This window comes from Cyclobacterium sp. (assembly GCF_014762705.1).
Classification (GTDB): domain Bacteria; phylum Bacteroidota; class Bacteroidia; order Cytophagales; family Cyclobacteriaceae; genus Cyclobacterium.
Map to the genome: position 1 here is coordinate 1 of NZ_JABURL010000085.1, position 25,390 is coordinate 25,390.

Genomic DNA, 25,390 nt, shown 5'->3' on the forward strand with positions numbered 1-25,390 from the left:
AGAGTTTAACAATATTTTGTTTGACCAGAGCAAATAACATTAATAAATGGTTAATTGGAGGCATAAAATTATATGAAATCGGTTGTAACAAATTAAATATATTGATATGTTTACGTTTATTAGAAAATGAAAAATCTCATTCCATTAAATATATGAATAAAATTAAACAGCCCATTGTTCTATTCCTATTTATTTCGTTTCCAATTATGGGCATGGCTCAAAAAATCGCCACTCTGGAAATAGAACTGCCTGCTGTGTCTACTTTTGCTTATCCGGTGTCCATTCCCCTGGATCCTATTACACACCTGTCTGATTCTATGTTGACGCTGATGGAGGTAGCAGGTGAAGACCGTCGGGAGGTCCCCTTTCAGATTGATCACATGCAGGGTAGGACCCTTTACTGGTTGGTGAAGCCCATGAAGAGTGGAGAGAGGAAAAGGTCTTTTGAGATCCATAAGAAACAAAATACCCTGGATAGTGGCAGCTTGAGCATAGACCAAACCGATAAAGCCTTGATCATTAAAAAGAGAGGAAAGGATTTGTGGCAATACAACCATGCCATCGCCTACCCTCCCGAAGGCGCTGATCCGGCTTATGCCCGCAGTGGTTTTGTTCATCCCATGTGGTCCCCCAGCGGAAAGTCACTGACCAGGATCCAACCACCGGACCATTACCACCATTATGGCCTTTGGAATCCCTGGACAAGAGCTGAATTTAAGGGGGAGACCATTGATTTCTGGAACCTAAAGGAAAAACAAGGAACGGTGCGGTTTGCCAATTTCGTGAGCAGGACAGAGGGAGCGGTTTTTGCCGGCTACAAGGTCTTGCATGAACACCTGGTGTTACAAAACAGGAATGAACCGGAGATAGCCATGAGAGAGGTTCAGGGAACCAGAATTTTCGCCCTGGATGAAGAGGAGGATTACTACCTGGCAGATATTAGTATCATGCTTAATCCTGCCACTGATCACCCCGTTATTTTGAAGGAATACCGGTATGGAAGCCTTGGATGGAGGGCTACGGAAAAATGGGACAGAACCAATAGTGAAGTGATTACTTCCGAAGGTTTGGATAGAAAATCTGCCGATGGCAGCCTGGCAAGGTGGTGCATCGTACAGGGAGAAATCGATGAGGATTATGCTGCAGTGGTGATGATGTCTTACCCGGCCAATTATAACCATCCCGAACCCTTACGGATATGGCCGGAAGATATTTATGATCGGGGAGACATGTATGCTAATTTTGCACCAACGAAAAATATGGATTGGGATCTTCATCCCGGAAAAACGTATTTGCTGACTTACAGGTTTTTGGTTTCTTCCAAAAAAATAAGCCCGGAAGAAGCAGAAGCTGCCTGGCAGCAATTTGCACATGAGCCCAAAATCACCATTCATAAAGAGTAGAAAAGTCTGGGGTTTCCAGGATATGATTTGGTCAAAAAGTCTGGTCAAATTTAAATCAAAAGTTAAAAAAAGCAATCAATAAACAGGATAACCAAAACGTGTGTTTCCATGAAAAAAGAAAAACAATCCAATCTTTCCAGAAGAAATTTTATGAAGTCCAGTACCAAAGGAGCATTGGCAGCTTCCCTGGCCGTTACAGGATTTCCAACTATTGTACCGGCATCCGTTTTCGGAAAAAATGCGCCCAGTAATAAGATCAATATAGGTCAGGTAGGTTTTGGCCGGATAGCGATGACTCATGATTTGCCTGAGACCATGAAAAATGACATTGCCAGGGTAATCGCTGTGGCTGACGTTGACCGGGATCGTGCGGCACAGGGCAAAAACTGGATAGAAAAATATTATGCAGACAAAACCGGAAACAACAATTACGTTGATGTAAAAGTCTTTGAAGATTACAAAGAAATGATCAACCACAAAGATGTGGATGCGGTCATTATAAGTACTCCTGATCACTGGCATGCGCAGCCTGCCATGGAGGCTGCCCTGGCGGGAAAAGACATTTACCTCCAAAAGCCCACTTCGCTAACCATTGAGGAAGGCAGAATGATGAGCGATACCATCCACAGAACCGGTGCCATTTTCCAGATAGGTAGCCAGCAGCGCTCCATGAATCCATGGCCACAATTTAAAAGAGCTTGTGAACTGGTAAGAAACGGCAGGATAGGTAAAATAGAGCGAATTTTAGTTGGATTACCCGGAGACCCGGCAGGCGGAAACCCGGTTGAAATGCCGGTTCCGGCTAACTTGAATTATGACATGTGGCTGGGATCTACACCATGGGTACCTTATACTTTAGACAGGGTGCATTCACAGTCTGATATCCGATCCAGGCCAGGATGGCTCAGGTGCGAACAGTTTGGTGCCGGAATGATCACCGGATGGGGAGCCCATCATCTGGACATCGCCCATTGGGGTATGGGTAAGGAGTATTCAGGTCCTGTAGAGCTTGAGGCTACAGCTTCTTTCCCTAGCGAAGGGCTTTGGACTGTACACGGAGATTTTAAAGTGACGGCCAAATACGACAATGATGTGATCATGGAAGTCAGTGGGGACTATCCCAATGGGGTAAGGTTTGAAGGTACCGAGGGCTGGATCTTCGTCGCCCGGGGCAACGTCGGGGTAACGGATAGTGATCCGGTACCCGGAGGGAAAGCCAGCGAGGCATTTAAAGCCAGCGATCAGAAAATACTTACTTCAGAAATTGGACCGGAAGAGATACACCTTTATGCAAGTGAAGAACAGCACAAAAACTGGTTGGATTGTATTGTTTCCAGAGAACAAACCATTGCACCTGTGGAGGTGGCCCATCGTTCTTGTAGTGCCTGTCTGCTGTCCCATATCGCCATGAAGCTGCCCAGGAAATTGTATTGGGACCCTGTCCGGGAAAAATTCAAAAATGACGATGAGGCAAACGCCATGCTTTCCCGTCCCAACAGGCATCCTTATGGTACCCAATACGTACTTTAAACATTAAATTCTAACAAAGATAAAAAACAAGTATGTCTTTGATTCAAAGCTGGCGCTGGTTTGGGCCGAATGATCCTGTTTCATTGCAGGATATTCGCCAGGCCGGCGCCTCTGATGTGGTATCTGCCCTGCATCATATTCCACACGGGGAAGTCTGGCCTCTGGATGAAATTCTGGAAAGAAAAAAAATAATTGAAGCAGCCGGACTGGTTTGGTCCGTAGTAGAATCCGTTCCGGTGCATGAATCCATAAAAACCAGGGCAAAGGATTGTGAGCAATACCTGGAAAATTACCGGAAAACATTAAATCACCTGGCACAGGCAGGATTACGACTGGTTTGTTACAATTTTATGCCGGTTTTGGATTGGACAAGAACCGACCTTGCCAGAGAACTGCCTTCAGGAGCCAAAGCCTTGTCTTTCGAATGGGCAGAACTGGCTGCTTTTGACCTGTTTGTCTTAAAAAGAAATGGATCCGAGGCAGAATATCCCACTTCCATTCTGGAAAAAGCGCAGCAAAGTTGGATCGCCATGTCCCCTGAAAGAAAGCAGGAACTGTCCGACATTATCCTTATGGGAGTGCCTACAGAGAAAAGCATGACCTTAGAAGGGCTTACCGCCAGTATTTCCTTATACCAGTCCATTGGAAAAGCGGGCTTGCGTGAAAACCTACTTTACTTTTTACGAAGTATACATAGTACCTGTGAAAATGGCGGTATTACGATGACCCTTCACCCCGATGACCCACCCTATTCCATTTTAGGCTTGCCCCGTATTGCTTCCGGATTGGAAGATCTGAAATTTATTACCGAATCCATCAAGGATTCGTTCAATGGAATTTGTCTTTGCACAGGATCACTCGGCGCGGGAAAAGAAAATGATTTGCCCGCAATTACTGCAGCCATGGCCGACCGCATTCATTTCGTTCATTTGAGGAATGTGAAAAAGGATCCCCTGGGCAATTTCCATGAATCAGACCACCTGGATGGAGATGTGGACATGTATCGGGTCATGAAAATTTTGGTAAGCACAAACCGAAAGAGAGATAAACCTATTCCATTTCGACCCGATCATGGACATCAAATGCTGGATGATTTGCAAAAACAAACAATTCCGGGTTATTCGGGTATTGGCAGGCTGAAAGGTTTGGCCGAATTGAGGGGGCTGGAATTGGCTTTGGAAAAGTACCTTTAAATAAGCTACATTGCCGACGGTGCCATCTGAAATGATTTACAAATTAATATTTTACACTTTTCTTCTTGTGCTAAGTACTGGCGCATTGTTGGCACAAAGTATCAAAATGCCAGATAAAGGATTTTGCGCCCATAGGGGAGCGATGGTCACCCATCCTGAAAATACCATTCCTGCTTTTCTGGAAGCCCTACGAGTGGGTGCCCATATGATTGAACTGGACGTTCAGTTTAGCAGGGATTCTGCAATGGTGCTCATGCACGATGTCACTGTAGACCGAACCACCAATGGAACCGGAGCAGTAGCTGAGTTGACCTTTTCCGAACTTAGAAATCTGGATGCTGGGAGTTGGAAAGATAGTCGATTTGCCGGTACCCAAATCCCAATACTAGAGGAAGTGCTGGATGTCATGCCCAGGAATATCTGGCTGAACATTCACCTAAGAGGGGGAAAATCCCTGGGAAGTAGGGTTGCCCGCCTGCTTGAAGAAAAGGGCAGGACTCATCAGGCATTCCTTGCCGTGCAGGAACAATCCCGCCTTGGTGCCCGAAAGGCATCAGGGTCGGTATTGATCTGTAATATGGAAAGGTTAAGCGGAGGTGAGGATTATGTAGCGGCCACGATAAATATGGGAGCAAATTTCATTCAGCTCAGGGGAGATGTTCGGAATGAGTTCAAAGATTATACAAGGGATTTACATGAAAAGGGAATCAAAGTGAATTATTTTGGTTCCGATGATGTGGAAGTATTCAAGACACTTTTTGATTGGGGTATAGATTTTCCCCTGGTAAATGACATTGCTGCGGCAATGGAGCAAGCTGAAAAGTTTGGAATAAAGAGAGTTAAACCTATCTATTGATTGAAAACGATATTAGTATGTCTTAAAAATCTGAATTTTTCCCATAAAGATCAGAGAGTTTAGTAAATGAATGGACAAATCTACTAGATGCTATTACGGCAATAGGAGATTTTCCCGGACTCCAGAAATGAAAAAGTCGGATGAGTTTTCCTCAGATAATCTGCTGTTTTGATCCAATTTTAATACCAGCAATCCCGTTAATGGGTTTAATTCTTATTTTTGCGGTCAACCATTTTCATCAACCATGATCCGATCCCTTTTGTCTTTACAGCTGTTTGTCGTTTGTTTTATTTTTTCATGGACCTGGCAGCCCCTCAAAGCGCAGGATACCTTATCGTCAGACAGTATCCAGGCAATGATCGATGCACCTACACAGTTTACCCAGGTGCCTTATTTCACATTTGGGAAAGGACTCGGGCTTATTTCACCAGACAGTGTTTTTTCCTTAAATATTCGGTTTAGGATTCAAAACAGGGCGGTTTTTAATTTTAATGAAGGGGACCCAACGAATATTGAAGGAAAAGTGCGGCGACTCAGGCTTCGTTTTGATGGCTTTGTTTACCACCCCAGGGTAACCTATGTCATTCAGCTATCCTTCACGCCGGAAGACATGGACTGGGAAAGAACCCAATTTCCAAATATCCTCAGGGATGCCATGATTTTTTACAAAGTAAATAGAAACCTCACTCTGGGACTAGGACAGACCAAGCTACCGGGAAACCGGCAGCGTGTAAATAGCTCTGGAGATTTACAATTTGTGGACCGTAGCATCGTCAACGCTACGCTCAATGTGGACAGGGATTTCGGAATCCAGGCAAAATATGCCCGGCAATTGAAAAATAATTTTCATTATGTGCTCTTGGGTGCGATCAGTACCGGGAAGGGAAGGAATTTTTTCCAGGAAGTTTCGGAGTTATCTTATACGGGAAGAATTGAACTATTGCCCTTTGGCCTTTTCGAAGCCTTTGGGGATTACTTTGAGGGTGATTTGATGCGTGAGAAAACGCCTAAATTATCCATTGGAATGACCTTGAATCAAAATTACAATACCCTAAGAACAGGCGGTCAAATCGGCGTTTTATTGTATCAGCCTACTGATATGGCTACCTACATGAGCGATTGGTTGTTTAAATACAGGGGTTTTGCATTTGCCAGTGAATTTTTGTACCGAACTTCTGAAAACCCGCTGACCTTCAATGAAGAAAATGATGTAAGGTATGTTTACAATGGACTTGGTCAAAATTTTCAGGCCAGTTATCTCTTACCCAATGACCTGGAGTTTGCCGGAAGGTATACCCGTCTGAATCCCGGAGAGAAAATCAGAGTTTATGAGCCCGATTTACAGCACATTACAGTTGGACTTACAAGGTACCTTCGGGGTCACAGATTAAAGCTACAAAGCGACCTTACTTATGAATTATTAGGGGCTTATGGCGAAAGGCCAAACCTTTCAAGGAATAATTTTATTTGGCGGTTTCAGGTGGAATTGGGGATTTGATTTTCTGGTCTGCCCCTGGTTTGCACCAAATATCAGGGTTTTGTATTTGGGTTGGCAATTGGGATCTGGTACCAAAAAGCTGATCCTTGTGGTAGCCATGTTTTTTTGGTTTAGCCTAAATTGGTTGAGAGGGTAATTTATGGTCTGTGTCATTTTATGATTCGAAAAATACTTCTTGGTGGAAGAACTTTAATTCAGGCTAGAAGTAGATTATTGTTGAAATACAATAAGGTGAATACAAAATCAAAAAGGCTCTTTTACCCTCAACCCGAAAAACGCAATGAAGAATTACAGGTCAGGCAAATAGGCTGATTTGTCTAAGAGGGAATCCACTGTTTCGGTGAATACTCCGGTAAGATCAGTGGAAAGTCAATGATTTAAAATCTTTTAAAAGAAATCTCAGCCGATTTATAAATAGCCGATTTCACTTATTTGCGATGTGATTATATTATTATTTTGATTATAATATCAAAAACCCTATTTTAGTCAGGTTTATCACGTGATTTCTTCCTCTTAAATTGGTTATTTTTTTAGTTTAGGTGCATGCCGGATTCAGAAGCCTATCTTCTAGAAGCTAGCTACATGGTAAATAAAAAAATCGAATTTCTGAGGCCACACGAGACAAGGAGCAATGGTTAGCTGATCAAAACAGAAGGAGCAAAACTGCCTATAATTTTGGATTGGCGGAAATACGGTGGGTTGGAATGTGAAATTTACCATTATCAATCTATAGAAGACAATTTACCAGAGTATATACTATTAAAATTAACTGCCTATGTGATAAGCTCAAATGTTAACCTAATTCATAAACAACCGAAACTGGCACAACAGTCTATGACCAGAATCGGTGGAAAAACCACCTCGTTTTACAATTAAACATTTAAAATTATGGAAAATAATTTACTGAGGCTAATTGTGCTTTACTCCAGACAAACCCTTAAGTGCATTTTTGTACAAATGCTTTTCATTCAAGTGATTGTAGCGAATCCTGGATCCAGCCAGAGCATGGAAGATTACCAGGTAAATGTGGAGACGAAGGACCCGAAATTAGTAATGGTCCTGGCAGAACCGGAGCGGCAGAGGGATATACCCTTGGCCTTTAACCAGGAAGTGACCAATGACAACATCCGCATCATGTTTGCGATGAGGCCCGAATTAAACACGGATCTGAAGCGAAACGCAAAGCAGGGGGATTATGGTGTTAAGCAAGAAAATGATCAGCGTTTTGTAGCGAAAAGTGGAGTTGGGATGGTTTCAGTTGAGACAGTCCCGCCAGGTCTGGATACCTCAGAATCGCTATATGTAGAAATATCCGGGACAGTAACCGATCAAAACGGTGATCCCATTCCGGGTGCAACGATCTCCATATTGGGCACTTCTGTGGGAACCGTTACTGACCTGGATGGAAATTACAGGTTAAATGTCCCTGATGGAGCTACCGTAGTGTTTTCTTTCATTGGTTACGAATCGCAGCGCATTGAAATTGGTGATCAAAGTATACTAAATGTAATTTTGATGCCCGATGTTACTTCGCTTGAGGAAATTGTGGTGGTTGGTTACGGCACCCAGGAGAAAAAGGACATCACCGGGTCGGTTGCCTCCGTGAAAAGTGATGATTTCAACAAAGGCATTATGAACTCCCCAGGTCAGCTGTTGCAGGGCAAAGTGGCCGGTGTCAACGTCACTTCCTCCAGCGGTGCTCCTGGTAGTGGACAGCGGATCGTCATCCGCGGACAGGGTAGTATCCGGCAGGGTACCGGTCCCTTGTTTGTGGTTGACGGTTTTCCTCTGGGACTTGCGGGTACGGGCGGTGCAGACAGTCCTTTGAATTTTTTAAATCCTGAAGATATCGAGTCGATTGACGTATTGAAAGACGCTTCCGCAACTGCCATATACGGTGCCCGTGGCGCCAATGGTGTCGTCATTATCACCACCAAGAAAGGCTCGGCAGGTGTCTCTAAAGTTTCCGTGAATAGCAATTTCGGTGTATCCAACATGGCAAGAGAGATACCCGTATTTTCTGCAGACGAGTTTCGTCAACAGGTCAATGCAGTGGAAGGTATATTGGAAGATCGGGGTGGCGATACCTACTGGCAGGATGAACTAACGCGGACTGCGTTTACCAATGACCATAACATGGTTTTTCAGGGAGGAAGCCAGAATTTCAATTATCGGGCATCGCTGGGGTATCTTGACCAGCAGGGTATTGTTCTCAATACGGGGTTCAAAAGATACAGTGGAAGGATCGGCGCCACACAAAAATTATGGGACGGTCGGTTAAGTATCGATTTCAACCTTGGATCAAGCATTGAAAAAGGTGAAAATGCGCCCCAAGGTCGCCTGGTTTCCGAAATGCTGGAATTCAATCCCACCTATCCGGCTCGCGACGCCAACGGCGATCCGGTTAGATATCCCGACCTGATGAATCCGCTGTATACCGCTGAATTGTATACGAGCTTCAGAGAAACGAGGCGCACGCTTTTAAGTATTTCACCTTCCCTCGAAATAATGGAAGGCCTGGTATACAAAGTAAATTTGGGATATGATACCAGATCAAGCGCTTCTGATAACCAAAACATGCCCAACATGGACCCGTTCGAAGAAGGGCGTTTGGAGCAGGGTTTCTCAGACGGTGAAAACACACTGATCGAAAATTATTTGACGTACAATTTCGGCATTGGAACCGACCATGGGTTTACCGTACTGGCCGGACATTCCTACCAGAGGATCTACAGCAGGTCGAGATTCTGGAGCGTAGATCTTTTCAGTGACAATGGTATAGAACCCCGCTATAATCCCGGTCTCGGACAGCGGTTGAACCTGGTGGACAATCCGCCTGGTGGATCGGCCAATATCAATGAGCTGCAGTCGTTTTTCGGAAGAGCCAATTACGATTTCCGGGAGAAATACATGGTAACGGGAACAATTCGTGCAGATGGATCCTCTAAATTCGGAGCGAACAATAAGTACGGTATATTTCCTTCATTTGCAGCCGGTTGGCGATTGTCCGAGGAGGCGTTTTTGCAGTCGTCACCGTTCAGCGAGTTGAAACTCCGTGTAGGTTGGGGTCAGACTGGTAATCAGGAAATTCCCAATAAGATCACGAAGGCATCGTACACTACACGGATATCCAACCAGGACAGCTACCCTCTGGGTGGGCAGGAGCCGCCCTACACAGCCGGAACGGCCTTTGTTCGACTGGCAAATCCCGACCTGCAGTGGGAGGTTTCAACGCAAACGAATGTGGGCGTTGATTTTGAGTTGTTCGAAGGTGCACTCTCGGGAACAGTAGATTATTTCAACAAAGTTTCCAATAACATCCTCCTGGAAGTGAAGCCACCAGACCCAATTCAACCCGCCACTGACTACTGGACCAATGTCGAGGATATGCGGATAATCAACAAGGGCCTGGAGATTGCATTGAATTATCAAAAACGCACTGAGGGTGGATTAACTTACAGCATTGGGGGTAATGCTACGTTCATCAATAATGAGGTGCAGGACTCGCCCTTCACGATTGTCACAACAGGAAGTGCGGAAGGATCGGGACTTACCGGTGCCACAATTAACGGTTTGATCAATGGTCATCCGATCGGTACGTTTTACATGCAAAGGTTCATTGGTATAGGCTCGGATGGCTTATCGATATTTGAAGATTCTGAAGACGGCGGACGAATGGTTGTAGGCAGCGCCTTGCCGGATATGACGTACAATTTCTTCTTGAATTTCAATTACAAAAATTTTGACCTCGGCATGAATTTCAACGGCGTATCGGGCAATATGATCTACAACAACACGGCGATGAACAAATTCTACAAGGCAAAATTGGCTAACTCTCTGAATACGACCGATAAAGCCGTGGAGTTTCCCGAAGAGAGCACCATCAATTCTTCCTCTGTTTCTACACGGTATCTGGAAAATGGTTCCTTCTTTCGCCTGAACAATATGACCTTGGGTTACAACTTCAATACGGATGCCCTCGGTATTGCAAATTGGGTTAAAGATTTGCGCTTGTCTTTGACTGGACAGAATCTATTCCTCATCACAGAATATACTGGTTTTGATCCGGAAGTGAACCAGGATCGCTCGGTGGACGGGATTCAGTCGGCCGGGATCGACCTGAACGGTTATCCACGAGCCAGGACCTTTGTGATGTCGCTCAACGTATCTTTTTAATTAACCAAAAGTGAATAGTACCATGAAAAATACTATAAAACTAATCGGATTTACAATTGCGGTGTTAATTGGCAGTTGTACGGACCTTCAGGAGCAGATCCTGGATGAATCTCTAAGTGGTGGCGGGCAGGAAAGTGATCTCGTACGCGGAGTTGTAGCACCGGCATACGGTATGTTGCCGGAGTTCTACAGGCATACAAGGTATTTTGCCGTGCAGGAAATAACCACCGATGAGGCGATTTTGCCCTATCGTGGTGGTAGGGACTGGGGCGATAACGGAATCTACCTCGAATTGCACCAGCATACCTGGGGTCCTGTACATAGCAATATCCAGCAATGCTGGGATTACCTCACCGTGATGATCTCCAGGACGGTCACGGCAATCAACATACTGACACCTCTGGCCGAGTCAGACTCGGAAGCCCGGGTTTTCCTGGCCGAGGTTAGAGGCCTCAGGGCTTTTTACAACATGATCGTTCTCGATCTTTGGGGTATCACCTTCAGGAAAGACGATGCAGGTGCATTGTCTGAAATTCTCCGTGGAAATGATGCGGTGGAATATATCCGGACTGAATTTGAAGCGGTTGTACCAGACCTGAGAACAGATGTTGGCCCCGGAAGGCTCACCAAGGGTGGTGTGTATGGCTTATTGGCTCGTCTGCACCTGAATGCTGCGGTTTGGCGCGATCCGTATGCAGACAGCTTTAACTTCACCGAAGCTGATATGATTAAGGTTATTGATTACACTAACATGGTCATTAACGATGGTCAATACAGCCTGTCCCCGGAGTTCTTCGCCAATTTTAATAATGACAATCATAACAATCCGGAGCTGGTATTTGCAGTCGATCAGCGACCCGACCTGAACGGGCACAACCGGATGTCCTATTTCTCCATGTCGGACAATTTTTACGGTAATCCGCTGTTCCCGAGAGGCAATGGTACAGACGGGCCAGGCATCACGCCAGATTGGTACCAGTCCTGGGAGCAGGCCTACGGCGACACGGATCCTGCCGAGGCTGATGCCCGGTTCTATTGGGAAAGAATGGTCATCCCGGCAGATTCTGCCATCGCCGCGGAGGATTTTGAAGTGAATCGCGGTATTTATCGTGGATTACAATATGGATTGCAAAATACGGGAAGAAGATTGCCATTCATCCAGACAACTGATGGCCGGTACAAGATAGGACCTTTGCGCGACTGGCGACGCGCGGAAGAAAATGCTTTTGTGGATTTTACCGAGGAGATCAACTTCACAGCGGAGGGCAGTGACTACAACACCGGTTTCAGGGTTGAAAAATATCAGTGGAGCAAGTCCTCAGATGACGGCAGGAACAAAGGAGAAGCTGACCTGGTGATCCTGCGCCTGGCCGATTGCTACCTGATGCGCGCCGAAGCCAAACTGCGTATGGGCGATACGGGTGGAGCCCTGTCAGATGTCAACCTGGTGCGGGCTTCCAGAACCGCGAGGCCTGCAGTTACGCCGCCACCTCTCGGGTCGATGGACCTGGATCTCCTCTTCCGGGAGCGTGGCTTTGAATTTTATTGGGAGCATCAGCGGCGTACGGATATGATCCGTTTCGGTAAGTATGAAGATTCCTGGACCGAGAAAACGGACAGCGACGTACAGAAGCGGATATTCCCGATTCCGCAGTCTGCAATCGACGGTGCTTCAGCAGCTGAAGGATACCTGGTGCAGAACCCAGGCTACTGACAAGAGGACAGCACCCCTTGGGACTGGCTAGAAACGAGAAGGCAGACGGTAATCCGTCTGCCTTGTTGTTTGCATCGGATGCCCTCTTGCTGACCAGCATCTGTCCTGACAGGTTTGATCAATACATGAAAAGCCTGGGGATTAGGATAATTCGGTAAGCCGAAGTTATTCTGGGGTTTGCTTTTTGAAACAGCGATGAGTGGCATGGCAATAACCACAGCCTATCTCGAAGAAGTGCTAAAACTAAAGGTGAACCGGCAGAAAACTCATCAGACAAGTCCGGACGAAAGGGTCCCCTATTTGAGATTAAAGATTAGCAATATAGAAGTAATGGTCGAAGAGAAGTGCACCCTCAAGTTCAATTATCCAGACAGTAGCCTTGCCTCTCGTAATCAGGCAAAGGAGTTGATCCCCTTTTTGACGAAGCTAAACCTAATGCTGAGAGGCTACGCCATCTTTTCAATACTTAAAGCTTATGTTTAAGGAAGATTTTAACTCAGTTTTTTTCAAACCGGAAAAACGCCTAAATTAGGAAACTTAACTTGTAAATGACCAAGCCCAAAATAAACGATAATGAACTTTGTGCTGCCTTGTTCCGAAGGGACTTGAAAGCTTTCGATACCATTTATGAAATGTATTGGAAAAGGCTTTATTGCTATGCGTTTAAAATTTTTGAAGATCAGCTGGTTTGCGAGGATTTAGTTCAGGAAGTTTTTGTAGATCTGTGGGAAAGGGCGACCCATAAAAGGATTCAAAATTTGGAGTCTTATCTGTTCCGAGCGGTGAAATTTCAGGTTTTGAAGACAATTCGGGATTTGAAAAAGACTACAGATCTGGATGTTGTTTTCGCACATTTGCCGGAAAAGTTAATGGCCGATCATATGCTGGAATTTGATGACCTGGATAAAATTTTAAAAGAAAGTGTACATGGTCTTCCTGAAAAATGTAAAGAAGTTTTTCAGTTAAGCCGTGATTCGGAGTTATCTAACCCGGAAATTGCCCGTCAATTGAACATTTCCGTAAGGACCGTAGAAGCTCATTTGTACAAAGCATTAAAAACTATTAAAAAAAATCTTGCCGAAATTTATTTTTGTTTCCTGGGTATTATTGAGGTATGTATTTAGTTTTTGTTTTTTTATTTATATAAAAAACAAATAAAAAGATTGTGTTAATGTTTTCTGCAGATTGATTGATCAATTATTTTATAGAATATAGAATTTTTTTTGTGACCTGACTAAGTGGAAAAGGTATACATCGGTACTATCTTAAAGATAAACCTATCATGACTAAAGAAGAATTTCTCAAGCTTTTGCGAAAAAAGGAATCCGGCGGTATTTCTGAGTACGAAAATGTGTTATTACTGCAGGTACTGGACAAACTTCAGGAAAGGAAATTGTCTTGGGAATTGGCTGGTCGGGAGGAAGAGGAAGTCCGGAAACGTATTAGAAGCCGCATTGGACAGAGAATTGATGTAAAGAATACCAAAAAAACCTTTTATCCTTCACTTCGAATCGCAGCATCGCTCATTTTGAGTATATCCTTTGGCTTTTTGTTATACACGATTTATCAGCCAGACAGGCAGGTCCTCTGGGAGGAAAGAACTACCAATGAACGGCAAAAAGCCTCCATAACACTACCGGATGGCAGCAGGGCATATTTAAATACCAATACCACCCTGAGATTCCCCAAAAGATTTATCAATGGAAAAAGGGAAGTCGAGCTTCTGGGTGAGGCTTTTTTTCAGGTGGTAAAACAAAATGGAGCATCCTTTGAAGTGAATAGCGAGGGTATAAAAACGGTGGTGTTGGGAACGGCATTTAATGTCAGGGCACACCAAGATTCAGCGGTAAAGGTGGCGGTGCAAAGTGGAAAGGTAGCTGTTTTTCATCAGGATTCGAACATGATGGAGCCTGGGGTGGAGCTACTCCCCAGGCAAATGGCCACAGCCAATCCTGATGTTGGAAACTTTATTGTGGAAGAAATGGATTCAGATTCCTTTCTGGATTGGAAAGCAAAATCCATATCCTTTGATATGGAACCCTTTGATGAAGTGATACAGCGGCTTGCTTCTATATACAATTACAAGGTCGAGTTGGTAGGAAAGGGAATGGATCAATGCCAGATTAAGGCCACCTATGCCAATGGGAACTTGTTTGCCGTATTGTACGGACTGAAAAATCTGGCGGAATTTGAAGTGGAAAATACCGGTGAAAGGGCACTGAAAATAACCTATAAAAAATGTAAAATTTAAAAATTAAAATAGCTTATGTAAAAATTCAAATTACAACCTTTAACCAAAATAAATCCGGAACTGCTGCAACAGTCCCGGACCAGAATTGGTGGTGAAACCACCTTGTTTAACAATAAACGTTTAAAATTATGAAAAATAATTTACTAAGGCTAATTGTGCTTTACTCCAAACAAACCTTAAAGTACTTTTTGCTACAATTACTTGTGATTCAGGTAATTATGGCGGCGCCAGGTTCCAGCCAGAGCATGGAGGACTACCATGTCCAATTACAAAGCAAAAACCAGAAATTAGTCAACGTGTTGGCAGATCTGGAGCGGCAGACCGATTTTGTGTTTGCCTACAACCAGGAAGTAGCTAAAGACAAAACCCGGATCTCGCTGAATTTATCCACGGATCTCAAATCCATGCTCAAGAAGATTACCGAGCAGGTGAATTATGATTTCAAACGGGTAAACGAACAGATTTATGTGGTAAAGAGTGAGTTGGCTAATCCTTCAAAAGCGGAGAATTCTACAATTGAAAATGAGAATAACTGGCTATTTATTGAAATCACCGGCACCGTTACCGATGAAAATGGGGAGCCCATTCCCGGGGCAACTGTTTCAATTCCTGGCACCTCCGTAGGCACTGTTACAGATATAGATGGGAATTTTAAGATTCAGGCAGAAGAAGGTGTTAGTCTAGTATTTTCGTTTATAGGATACCTTAGCCAAAGGATAGTTGTCGGTAATCAAGCAGTAATCAATATTACCCTGGAAGAAGACATTTCCAATTTGGAGGAAGTAATTGTGGTTGGTTATGGTGTTCAGAAAAAGTCCGATCTAACCGGATCGGTGGTAAGGGCAGATATAGAAGCTTTTCGTGAATCCCCAAACGTGTCCATCATGCAATCCCTTCAGGGGTCGGTGGCAGGCTTGAATGTTGGACAGGTAAACCAGGCAGGAGAGGAGCCGAATATTCAAATACGGGGCCGTACCTCTCTATCAGGGGAACAAAATCCTTTGATAGTTATTGATGGTGTCATTTATAGAGGAAACATCAATGATTTGAATCCCAATGACATCAAATCGATTGATGTTTTAAAGGATGCCAGTGCCTCAGCCATTTATGGTTCTCAAGCCTCCAATGGGGTGATCATTCTGACCACTAAGAAGGGGACAGACCTGGGAAAACCAATGATTACCTATTCAAATAGCTTTACCCTTCAAAAACCTATCAAGGAATTTCGGACTGGAACAGCAGCCGATTTTTTGACTAAAACGGAAAAATCTGACTTGTACAATAGTAGGTTGGAGGCTTCCGGATACCTTGAGTCCAATCCAAATTGGGAACCCTCCACCAATTTTAAAACCAGCGATGAAATCCTAGCCTATAACCAGGGAAGGTCGGACAATTGGTACGAAATGATGACCAATGACAATCCATTTATCCAAAACCATAATTTATCACTGGCCAATTCAACAGAACGGTCTAATTTTTTTGTTTCTTTAGGCCATACTGATCAGTCTGGTCATCTGGTGAATGAAGGATTCAAAAGAATTAATGCCCGGGTTAATTTGGAAACAAATGTCACCAATTGGTTAACCTTTGGCCTGCAATCCTCCTTTTCGAAAAGTGACTATATGGGCTTAACCCCCAGTTTGGGTCACCGTTATTTGTCTCCATTTGCCACTGCCAGGGATGAAAATGGGGAATACATTCAAATTACTGGAGGAAATACCATCAACCCATTGGTCCAATTGGAATCCGATTTTGTAGATAAAAGATTAAGTTTTTTTGGTAATTTTTATACTCAGATCGATTTTCCATTCTTGGAAGGATTGAGTTATAAGGCCAACTACCTGAATAATTACATGACAGATCACAACTATTATTTCAGAGATTATGCCAGTAATTTTCAGGGAGGGGGTGAAAAAATGCATCAATTTAATTACAATTGGTCAAGTGATCATATCCTATCATATAAACAAAATTTCAATGACTTCCACGAGGTATTCCTTACATTGCTTTACGGGGTAGAGAGCAGGGAATCAGAGTATACTGCTGCCAGTTCTTTTATCTTTGCCAATCCCGCACTGGGATACAATAATCTTCAATCGGGTAGTGCTGATCAGCAAAGAGCCAGGTCAGGCGGTTGGGACGAAACCAGCCTCTATCAAATGGCCAGGTTATTCTATGGGTTTGACCATCGTTATTTATTTACAGGAACAATCAGAAGGGATGGATTTTCAGGGTTTGGAACCACCAATAAGTTTGGTTTATTTCCTTCACTTTCTTTCGCCTGGGCAGCTAGTGAAGAAACGTTTATTGCCAATAATTTTGACTGGCTAAACAATTTGAAAATAAGGGTCTCTTATGGTTCCAATGGAAACCGAACTGTGGGCAGGTACCAAACATTGGCAACAGTATCTGGGGGTTTTAATTATATAACTGCTGACGGAACACCAGTTTATACGCAAGCCATAAACAAACTGGCTAGCCCAAATCTAAAATGGGAAACCACTACAGGGATTAACCTCGGATTGGATTTCGCCATTCTGGGAAACATAATATCAGGGTCCATTGATTATTACAACAATGAAACAACAGACTTGCTTTACCAAGTGGACATTCCAGGCATAAGTCGATTTGAAACCTTTCCTGACAATCTTGGAAGGATTCATAATCAAGGTATAGATGTCCAAATCACCACATCCAATATAAGGAAAAAAGAGCTATCATGGGAAAGTACTTTTGTGTTTTCCAGTAACAGAAACGAACTGCGGGAATTATTGGGTTTTGATCTGGATGGAGATGGTATAGAGGATGATTTGGTTTCAGAAGGATTATTTATAGGTTATCCATTGGATGCTATTTTTGATTATTCCATTGGTGGTATATGGCAGGTCAATGATGATGTCCCTGTTTTCTCTGATTTGGGAGCTTACAGGGTAGTTGATATTAATGGAGATGGAAGCATTGATCCCAACGACAGAAGTATCATCGGTTATACAGAACCTTCTTTCAGGTTTAGCATCAATAATAATATCAGTTATAAGAATTGGACTTTCAGGTTTTTTATCAATTCCATTCAGGGTGGAAGTGACAGGTATTTAGGACAAGACAACATCAATAGTTGGCAAATTACCAATCAGGAAAATCATTTTAATAACGATTTTCCACTGGGTCTGGATTATTGGTCACCTGAAAACCCAAATGCAACATACGAACGGCCTAATATCAATGTTTCCAGTGGTATTGCGGGTACACGGTATATCCCCAGGAGTTTTGTTAGACTTCAGGATGTTTCATTGGCATACAACTTTCCGCGGGAATTAATAGACAAGGCCAATATACAGAATTTGAAGGTTTTTGTTAGTGGTAAAAATCTGATTACCTGGACCAATTGGCCGGGTTGGGATCCTGAGACCGGTCAAAATATCAGTCGCACCGGAAGACCCGTCCTCAAAGGGTATTCTCTGGGCCTAAATTTAGTATTTTAAGGAGCTTAGGACTTTAAACTGACGTAAAATGAAAACGAATATAAATTATTACCTGATTATTTTACTATTAACAGTTGGCGTTAGCTGTGATGAAGATAGTTTTCTGGAAGAAATTCCGAAGGATTTTCTCTCACCGGAAATAGCTTATGTTACTCAAAATGATTTTGATGCAGCAGTTTTGAACTTGTATGCACAAACGAGAAATGAGTTTTTCACAAGTGATAGTGAAAATAATTTCCCTTCGCTTGCTTGGGATGGAACTGATATGGTATATGCCCATAAAAATTTTGGTGTCAGGCCGGATTGGGGAGGGTCTTTACTTCTTCCAACTAATACCGATTTGGTGTATGGTTCAATGTGGAAACCGGCATACCAGATTATTTATGATGTTAATGTAATTATTGGCCGGTCAGAAGCACCGCAAAGTCAACTGACCGAAGAGCAGAAGTCAAAAGTTCAGGCGGAAGCTGCTTTTTTTAGGGGTTATATGTACAAAATGCTGGCCAATTTATATGGTGATGTGCCTATTGTGCTGGAGGAAGTTACTTCTCCCAGAAGAGATTTTGTACGGTCAAGCAGGGAAGAAGTTTATCAGCAAAGTGCTGCCGATTTATTGCTGGCTGCAGAGGAACTACCCAATATTGATGAAGCAGAAGATTCGAGAATTAATAAATTGGCAGCCTATCATCTACTTTCCGAGGTTTATATTTCATTAGGCAGGTGGCAGGAGGCAGTAGATGCAGCTTCAAGGGTAATTGATCATCCAGGTACTGCATTGATGACCGAAAGATTTGGTTCCATGGTCGATCATCCCCAGTTTGGCGGAGATGTATACTGGGATTTGTTCAGACAGGGTAATCAGAACCGATCTTCCGGAAACACAGAGGCCATTTGGGTTTTACAATTTGAGTTTAATGTTCCAGGCGGAAATGATGGATTCCAATTGGAAAGGACAGTGGTTCCGCGTCTATGGCAAGCCAAAATTTACAATGACGACGGTTCGGTGCACCCACTGATTCCATATCCCAATACTAATTATTATGGCCGGGGATCAGGATTTATGAGTCCCTCAAGGTATCTATACGATAATGTCTGGCGTAAAAGCGGATATGATCAGGATATCAGGAATTCCGAATTTAACATTGTCCGCGATTTTATAGTCAATAATCCCAGTTCAGACCATAACGGAAAGTGGGTGTTCAAAGACAATGTTCCCATAGCCCTGGAAACTGTCAATGATACAACCAGAAACTTTTTTCCTGTATTTGCCAAAGCATCTGTTGTTGGTCAGCACCCCACGGAGCTTTATCATAACGACCAAACCGTTCCTGGATCCCTTACCAATGCTGCCCAGAGAACATTCAGAGATAGGTATGTGATACGTTTGGCAGAAACCTATTTGTTAAGAGCAGAGGCTTATTTGGGAATGAATAATCAGCAGTTAGCGGCACAGGATATCAATACAGTCAGAAGAAGGGCTTCGGCCCCTGAAGTGAATCCAGCAGATTTGGACTTGGACTATTTATTAGATGAGCGGCTAAGGGAATTGCATTTTGAATCGCTGAGATTACTCACACTTACCAGGCTGGGTAAATTGGTAGAAAGAGCCAAAAACTATAATCCTTGGGTGGGTGAACTCTATCAGGATCACAACAATTTATGGCCAATACCATTCAATGAAATAGAAAAAAATATTGAATCAGACTTGGGGCAAAACCCAGGTTATTAGGGTAAATTAAAAACCTTTCCAATTACTTTAGGGATAAAAATTCCTTGGTATTGAGATAAATTAGAAGGTATTACATTACTATTTGAATAAAAAATGAATGCCGGGATAATTTCCCGGCTTCATTTTTAATATTTGAAACTTGTATCTTTTGAAGGATTATTTGCGCCACAAAATATTGAAAGTTAACAAATGAAAAAAAACAACAGAAGATCCTTTTTTGGAAAGGTAGTAGCCATGTTTTTTACCTTTTTCATGGGGAAAACTAAACCATTGGAGGCTAAGGAATTTCATTCCTATCAGTCAAAAGGAACTTCATCCTTTATCCCTAAAATTTATTTCACCAATGGGTTAAAGGTCACAGAAGTTTCCCAAAATGAAGCCATCATTTGGACCCGATTATGCGCCCAGGCAAAGCCCAATCCAATCATCCATCCGAAAGAAAAGCACAAAAGTCAGAATAACGAATACCCCATTGATTTTAATGAACAAATGCCAGTCAAGGAAATGGATGGTGGTGTGACCGGTTCACCCGGATGGGTACGGGCAATTGTGGAAAACCAGAGAGACAAGCAGGTGTCGGAATGGCAACAGGCAAGTGGCGAAAGGGATTTTACAGTCAGTTTTCCCTTTACAGGTTTGGAACCCGATACCGAATATAAGGTGCGATTGGAAGGTAAAGCAGAAAAAGGTAAAGTCACGGCCCACCAATCCGGAACCTTTAAGACTGCAGGTGATGTTGTACGGCCTTCGGAACTTTTGCTCACCACCTCCACCTGCCAGTACTTCTGGAACTATGATGACAAAGACCGGGGCTTTAAAACCTATGATGCCATGCGTCAATTAAAACCTGATTTTTTTATTCATACCGGCGATTATGTGTACTACGACCGTATCGGTCCCATGGTGGATAACCTGGAAAAGGCCCGGCACAAATGGCATGCCATGGATGGTTGGCCTTCTTTAAAGGAATTTTATCAGCATGTACCCATTTATCTGCTAAAGGATGATCATGACTTATTAAAAGATGATGTGTTTCCGGATTCCACTCCTTTAGGGGAGTTTACTTTGGAGCAGGGGCTTCAAGTATGGGGGGAAAATGTACCATTAAAGGATAAACCGTACCGAACCTTCAGGTGGGGTAAGGATTTACAGGTTTGGTTGGTGGAAGGCAGAGAGTTCCGTACCCCTAAGAATAACCCATCCGGAAGCCCCAGGACCATTTGGGGTGAAGCCCAGAAACAATGGTTTATGGATACCATGAAAACTTCTGATGCGACCTTTAAAATCTTGTTTTCCCCTACGCCGGTTGTAGGGCCCGATAGAGAGAAAAAAATGGACAATCATGCCAATGCGCTATTCCAGGAAGAAGGAAATTGGTTGAGACAATTTTTATCTGATTTTAGTGGCGTTTTTGTGGTCAACGGAGACAGGCATTGGCAGTATTTTTCAATAGATCCGGAGACCGGATTAAGGGAATTTGGTGCTGGGCCGGTATCTGATGCACAGTCAGGGGGATGGTCCCAGGAGGACAAACGACCCGAACACCAATTTTTGAGAGTAAAGGGAGGATTTTTAAGCATTAAAGTTTTTCGTCAAAATGATATTCTAAAAATTGAATTCAGACATTATGATGTAAATGGTAATGAAATGCATCAGGAAGAATTTGAAGCATAGGGATTAAAACATTTGAACCTGATCAGGATCCTGGTTAAAAGAAACCAGAAAAAACAGCATCAGAAATTTCTTTGAATCAGGGAAAAAACCCCAAGCCAGGAGAATGGCCAGATTCGAATTTACGTCATTTGTTACATTTTAACTTTACCAAGCGTAATGAATACCAGACATTTAAAAATCCAAAAGACCTTGATCAGAAAAACCATTTTAACAATAGATCTGTGCTTCACTTGGTTCCTGTTATTGCTCTTGTCCTTTCCATCTCAGGCACAGAATTTTGGAGAACAAGGACATCCCATGAATAAAAGTACGGATAGCAGGGAAATATTGAAATATTGGGAAACTACTCCCGATGCAGATCAAGCACTGTATGAATCGGCCTATCAAATTTTGTCGTCCAACAAATATGGTTCCTATGCCGATTTACTGGCATCCAATTCATTTAAAAACCTGGTGCAACAGCAGGGGCGCAAAATCCTGGCAGGCCCCATGCTGGGCCAGATTAAAGCCGATAAGGCAGCTGTATGGGTTAGAACTTTAGAACCTTCGAAGGTTGAAGTAGAAATAAAGCATGGAGAGGAAAGATTCATCTTTGGCCCCGTATATGCCACTTTTGAAACGGATTTATCTGCCGTAATAAAAGTTGATGGTTTGAAGCCTTCTTCCAGGTACCCCTACAAAATTATTGTCAATGGTGAAGTTATTCCTTCGGATGTTGAACAGGTGATCACAACCCTTCCAGAATTGGACAATAGTGAAGAAGTAAAAATTGCTTTTGGCTCCTGTCCCCATCGTTGGGGTTTGGGCAATCACAAGCTATTGGAACAAATCAGAGATAGGGGAAACCATGCCATGTTATTGTTGGGAGATATTGCGGTACAGGACCGAAATGATCACCTGGGCTTGCATCGGGCCGATTACATGCTGCGGGATTTTTTGCCTGCCTGGAAAGATTTTGCCTCAAAAATGCCGGTTTATGCTTCCTGGGATGACCATGATTATTTCGACAATGATAAGGCCGGAATACCTGAAGGATATTCCGAAAAAGACCGCGATGGCGTTAGAAAAGTATTCCAAGAATCCTGGGTGAATCCATCTTATGGTGATAAATCTTTAAATCAAGGAATTTTCACCCGGGATAGGATAGGACCATTTGATATTATCATGACGGACAACCGATTTTTCAGGACCGGAGAAAAGGGGTCCTTTTTGGGAAAAAGCCAGATGGATTGGTTAAAGGAACAGTTATTGGACTGTAAAGGACCTTTTATCATCCTATCCTGTGGTACCATGTGGAGCGATTATGTGTCCAATGGCAAAGATTCCTGGGGAGTTAATGATCCCAATGGAAGAGAGGAGATTTTTAAGTTTATTGAAGATAAGGGTATCAGTGGGGTCCTGCTTATTTCGGGAGATAGGCACGGAGCCCGCGGGTTTACTATTCCCAGAAAATCCGATTTCGGATTTTTTGAATTTGAGGCGGCAAGTTTGGGAGCAAGAGTTGGTCCGCCAGCTAAAGATCCCAGCTGGAATACCCAGCTGTATGGAATTGATGGAGAGTTTGCCTTTGGGGAATTTACTTTTCTTCCTTCCAGTGAAGATCCTGCTGTTGTTTTTCGCCTGGTAGGGGAAGATGGTGACCATATATTTGAAAGAACCATCAAAAAAAGTGAATTGACACCATGATCAGTTTATTGATATTTAAATGAAAATGCTTAAATAATTTGCTTTTTAAGTTAAAATAGAGAACTTCAAGCGAATAAACCCAAACATCATAGCATGCAAATTGTTCCTAAGTTAAATACACTACCTCAGGAAACCAGTCCTGAAGAGCTTTGGCTCGGGCTGAAATCCGGAGATAAGCATGCTTTTGAACAACTATATAGAAAGTATGTCAAGGTGCTTTTTCAACTAGGCACCTCTATAACAGGGGATGCAGAATTCGTGGAGGATTGCATTCAAGAGCTTTTTATTGACCTGTGGAAGTATAAGAATAGTATCAAACCTACAGACAATGTAAGGTTGTATTTGTTCAGGTCGCTCTCTAATCGAATAAACAAAGAGAAAAAGAAGGCGTTTAAGGGGAACGAAAAGCAGAGACAAGCTGCAGCAAACTTTCCCAGTCGGCTTGAGAGCGTAGAAGTAAAAATTGTAAATGCGCAACGGGAAGAAGCCGTACAAAAGAAGTTAGCTAGCATCTTGAAAAAACTTCCCATTCGGCAAAATGAAGTTATTCAGTATTTGTTTTTTGAGAATCTTTCTTATGAGGAGACTTCCAAATTGATGGGTATCAACCTTCGGTCGGTTTACACATTAGCTTGGAAAGCACTCTCCACACTTAGAAAGTCCATTATATCAGTAGGGGCTTACCTGATCACCTTACCTCTTTGGTGAATTAGACGTTGGAATTATTTTTTCCTCATAGGTTAATCCCTGATGGCCATAAAAAATTTAATGAATCTAATATTCAACAGCTTTAATCTGTTTCTGGTTTGTTCTGTTTAGATCGGTTTACATCCCGATAACCCCTAGTTCAGGAAATATCAAAAATAGATGGTGTTAGAAGTTTCCTTTCAGATGAATTGTTGTTTATCTCATCGTTAAAAAATAAATTTTTATTCTTTTCGGAGGATAACTTCCGGTGTTTCCGGGCTTAAGATAAGTGAAAGGTTTCTTTTATGAGTAAGACCGAATACACAGTTGAAGATTTTATGCTGGACCCAGAGTTTAAAAAATGGGTCCTGGCACCCGACGAGGAAACCAGAGCCTACTGGGAAGTTTTTTTGGAAAAACACCCGGAAAAATATGAAAACATGAAGTTGGCCCGGAGGGCGCTGATAAATTTATCGAGAAACCTTGGTGAAATTAGTGAATCACGCATAGAGGGCATATGGGCCGAAATAGATACGTTCATTAATGAACCAGAAGAAGAGCAGGCGGAAAGAAGGACCGTCTCTATAAGTTCGGAAAGTACCCTTAGGCGATTTGCAGACAGACAAACACGAACAGGTTATAAGGCCAGCCATCAGTTTTATCGGGTGGCCGGTATACTTGTTTTCGCATTTTCACTTGGGATTTTATGCAATTTCCTACTTGAATATCCTGAAGAAGAATTTGTGGAAGTCCCACTGGTTTATGAAGAGCATTCAGTCCCTCCCGGTGTAAAGTCAACGCTTAGGCTACAGGATGGCTCCAGGGTGATTCTCAATTCGGGAAGTACGTTGCGGTACGTTAAGAATTTTGAAGCGGACAAGCGGGAGCTGTTTTTAATTGGCGAGGCTTTTTTTGAGGTGGCCAAAGATAGCTTGAGACCCTTTGTCGTAAAGACAGGACCGGTTTCTACCAAAGCCTTAGGCACTTCCTTTAATATCACTGCGTATAACGATGAGCCACTTGATGTGGCCTTGCTCACTGGAAAGGTGAACGTGGCGTTGGGTTTTGAGAAATCTCAGGAAATTATCCTAAAGCCGGGCGAGGGATTGAATGTTAGCATAGGTGAGCAGGCCCATAGTAAGCACCAGATAGAGGAGGAGAAGGTATTGGCATGGACCAGAAAGACCATTCTTTTTGAACAGACGCCCATATGGGAAGCCATTAGGGTGTTGGAAAACTGGTACGGAGTTCAAATAGAGGTACTTAATCGTCCCGAAAGAGGCGTACTCCTATCAGGGAAATTTGTAGATCAGACGCTTGAAGGCGTACTGGAAGGGTTGAGTTATTCCGCCCGGTTTAGATTTAAGTTGGATGAGGACCGGGTCACTTTAAAATTTGATATGTCATCTTAAAGTTCAAACTGCCTATGTAAAAAGTCTTTTCCAAATAAAAAGAGCCACGGATGTTGCTGCATCCGTGGCATGTTACCCGATTACAGAGACGGCAATCCC

The 25,390-nt window shown here is 43.1% G+C and carries 16 protein-coding genes; all 16 read left to right on the plus strand.

The window, feature by feature from the left end:
* Positions 1–152 precede the first annotated feature (152 nt).
* The 16 genes from HUJ21_RS15995 to HUJ21_RS16070 all read left to right on the plus strand — a co-directional run bounded on the left by HUJ21_RS15995 (position 153) and on the right by HUJ21_RS16070 (position 25,291).
* On the plus strand, positions 153–1,403 hold the full coding sequence (locus HUJ21_RS15995; RefSeq protein WP_291371536.1) for a PmoA family protein: 1,251 nt from the start codon (positions 153–155) through the stop codon (positions 1,401–1,403).
* Between the two features lie 108 nt (positions 1,404–1,511).
* Positions 1,512–2,933: a Gfo/Idh/MocA family oxidoreductase gene (locus tag HUJ21_RS16000; RefSeq protein WP_291371538.1), complete on the plus strand. Its 1,422-nt coding sequence runs from the start codon at positions 1,512–1,514 to the stop codon at positions 2,931–2,933.
* 32 nt (positions 2,934–2,965) lie between these two features.
* A complete protein-coding gene (gene uxuA / locus HUJ21_RS16005; RefSeq protein ID WP_291371540.1) occupies positions 2,966–4,126 on the plus strand; it encodes a mannonate dehydratase in 1,161 nt (386 codons plus the stop codon).
* A gap of 106 nt (positions 4,127–4,232) precedes the next feature.
* Positions 4,233–4,982, plus strand: coding sequence for a glycerophosphodiester phosphodiesterase family protein (locus HUJ21_RS16010; RefSeq protein ID WP_291371542.1), 750 nt, complete (start codon positions 4,233–4,235; stop codon positions 4,980–4,982).
* A gap of 244 nt (positions 4,983–5,226) precedes the next feature.
* Complete coding sequence (locus tag HUJ21_RS16015; protein WP_291371544.1) at positions 5,227–6,480, plus strand: porin; 1,254 nt, start codon at positions 5,227–5,229, stop codon at positions 6,478–6,480.
* A gap of 888 nt (positions 6,481–7,368) precedes the next feature.
* A complete protein-coding gene (locus HUJ21_RS16020) occupies positions 7,369–10,656 on the plus strand; it encodes a TonB-dependent receptor (protein WP_291371546.1) in 3,288 nt (1,095 codons plus the stop codon).
* Between the two features lie 22 nt (positions 10,657–10,678).
* The gene (locus tag HUJ21_RS16025; RefSeq protein ID WP_291371548.1) at positions 10,679–12,370 is read left to right on the plus strand and encodes a RagB/SusD family nutrient uptake outer membrane protein; all 1,692 of its coding nucleotides are present in this window, start codon (positions 10,679–10,681) and stop codon (positions 12,368–12,370) included.
* Between the two features lie 204 nt (positions 12,371–12,574).
* Entirely contained in the window at positions 12,575–12,853 is a 279-nt protein-coding gene (locus HUJ21_RS16030; protein ID WP_291371550.1) for a hypothetical protein, read from the plus strand.
* Between the two features lie 65 nt (positions 12,854–12,918).
* Complete coding sequence (locus HUJ21_RS16035) at positions 12,919–13,494, plus strand: RNA polymerase sigma-70 factor (RefSeq protein ID WP_291371552.1); 576 nt, start codon at positions 12,919–12,921, stop codon at positions 13,492–13,494.
* 158 nt (positions 13,495–13,652) lie between these two features.
* A complete protein-coding gene (locus HUJ21_RS16040; RefSeq protein ID WP_291371554.1) occupies positions 13,653–14,621 on the plus strand; it encodes a FecR family protein in 969 nt (322 codons plus the stop codon).
* Between the two features lie 128 nt (positions 14,622–14,749).
* Entirely contained in the window at positions 14,750–18,103 is a 3,354-nt protein-coding gene (locus HUJ21_RS16045; protein ID WP_291371556.1) for a TonB-dependent receptor, read from the plus strand.
* A 28-nt stretch (positions 18,104–18,131) separates the two neighbouring features.
* Complete coding sequence (locus HUJ21_RS16050) at positions 18,132–19,832, plus strand: RagB/SusD family nutrient uptake outer membrane protein (protein ID WP_291371558.1); 1,701 nt, start codon at positions 18,132–18,134, stop codon at positions 19,830–19,832.
* Positions 19,833–20,021: 189 nt separating this feature from the next.
* Positions 20,022–21,506, plus strand: coding sequence for an alkaline phosphatase D family protein (locus tag HUJ21_RS16055; protein ID WP_291371560.1), 1,485 nt, complete (start codon positions 20,022–20,024; stop codon positions 21,504–21,506).
* A 156-nt stretch (positions 21,507–21,662) separates the two neighbouring features.
* Positions 21,663–23,192: an alkaline phosphatase D family protein gene (locus tag HUJ21_RS16060; protein ID WP_291371562.1), complete on the plus strand. Its 1,530-nt coding sequence runs from the start codon at positions 21,663–21,665 to the stop codon at positions 23,190–23,192.
* Between the two features lie 93 nt (positions 23,193–23,285).
* Complete coding sequence (locus tag HUJ21_RS16065; protein WP_291371564.1) at positions 23,286–23,900, plus strand: sigma-70 family RNA polymerase sigma factor; 615 nt, start codon at positions 23,286–23,288, stop codon at positions 23,898–23,900.
* A 284-nt stretch (positions 23,901–24,184) separates the two neighbouring features.
* Positions 24,185–25,291, plus strand: a complete 1,107-nt coding sequence (locus tag HUJ21_RS16070) for a FecR domain-containing protein (RefSeq protein WP_291371566.1) — start codon at positions 24,185–24,187, stop codon at positions 25,289–25,291.
* Positions 25,292–25,390 lie beyond the last annotated feature (99 nt).

Coding starts and splice junctions, on each gene's coding strand:
- HUJ21_RS16030 (WP_291371550.1), top strand. CDS start 12,575: ATGGCAATAACCACAGCCTATCTCGAAGAAGTGCTAAAACTAAAGGTG.
- uxuA (WP_291371540.1), top strand. CDS start 2,966: ATGTCTTTGATTCAAAGCTGGCGCTGGTTTGGGCCGAATGATCCTGTT.
- HUJ21_RS15995 (WP_291371536.1), top strand. CDS start 153: ATGAATAAAATTAAACAGCCCATTGTTCTATTCCTATTTATTTCGTTT.
- HUJ21_RS16065 (WP_291371564.1), top strand. CDS start 23,286: ATGCAAATTGTTCCTAAGTTAAATACACTACCTCAGGAAACCAGTCCT.
- HUJ21_RS16015 (WP_291371544.1), top strand. CDS start 5,227: ATGATCCGATCCCTTTTGTCTTTACAGCTGTTTGTCGTTTGTTTTATT.
- HUJ21_RS16055 (WP_291371560.1), top strand. CDS start 20,022: ATGAAAAAAAACAACAGAAGATCCTTTTTTGGAAAGGTAGTAGCCATG.
- HUJ21_RS16020 (WP_291371546.1), top strand. CDS start 7,369: ATGGAAAATAATTTACTGAGGCTAATTGTGCTTTACTCCAGACAAACC.
- HUJ21_RS16010 (WP_291371542.1), top strand. CDS start 4,233: ATGCCAGATAAAGGATTTTGCGCCCATAGGGGAGCGATGGTCACCCAT.
- HUJ21_RS16025 (WP_291371548.1), top strand. CDS start 10,679: ATGAAAAATACTATAAAACTAATCGGATTTACAATTGCGGTGTTAATT.
- HUJ21_RS16045 (WP_291371556.1), top strand. CDS start 14,750: ATGAAAAATAATTTACTAAGGCTAATTGTGCTTTACTCCAAACAAACC.
- HUJ21_RS16060 (WP_291371562.1), top strand. CDS start 21,663: ATGAATACCAGACATTTAAAAATCCAAAAGACCTTGATCAGAAAAACC.
- HUJ21_RS16040 (WP_291371554.1), top strand. CDS start 13,653: ATGACTAAAGAAGAATTTCTCAAGCTTTTGCGAAAAAAGGAATCCGGC.
- HUJ21_RS16035 (WP_291371552.1), top strand. CDS start 12,919: ATGACCAAGCCCAAAATAAACGATAATGAACTTTGTGCTGCCTTGTTC.
- HUJ21_RS16070 (WP_291371566.1), top strand. CDS start 24,185: ATGAGTAAGACCGAATACACAGTTGAAGATTTTATGCTGGACCCAGAG.
- HUJ21_RS16050 (WP_291371558.1), top strand. CDS start 18,132: ATGAAAACGAATATAAATTATTACCTGATTATTTTACTATTAACAGTT.
- HUJ21_RS16000 (WP_291371538.1), top strand. CDS start 1,512: ATGAAAAAAGAAAAACAATCCAATCTTTCCAGAAGAAATTTTATGAAG.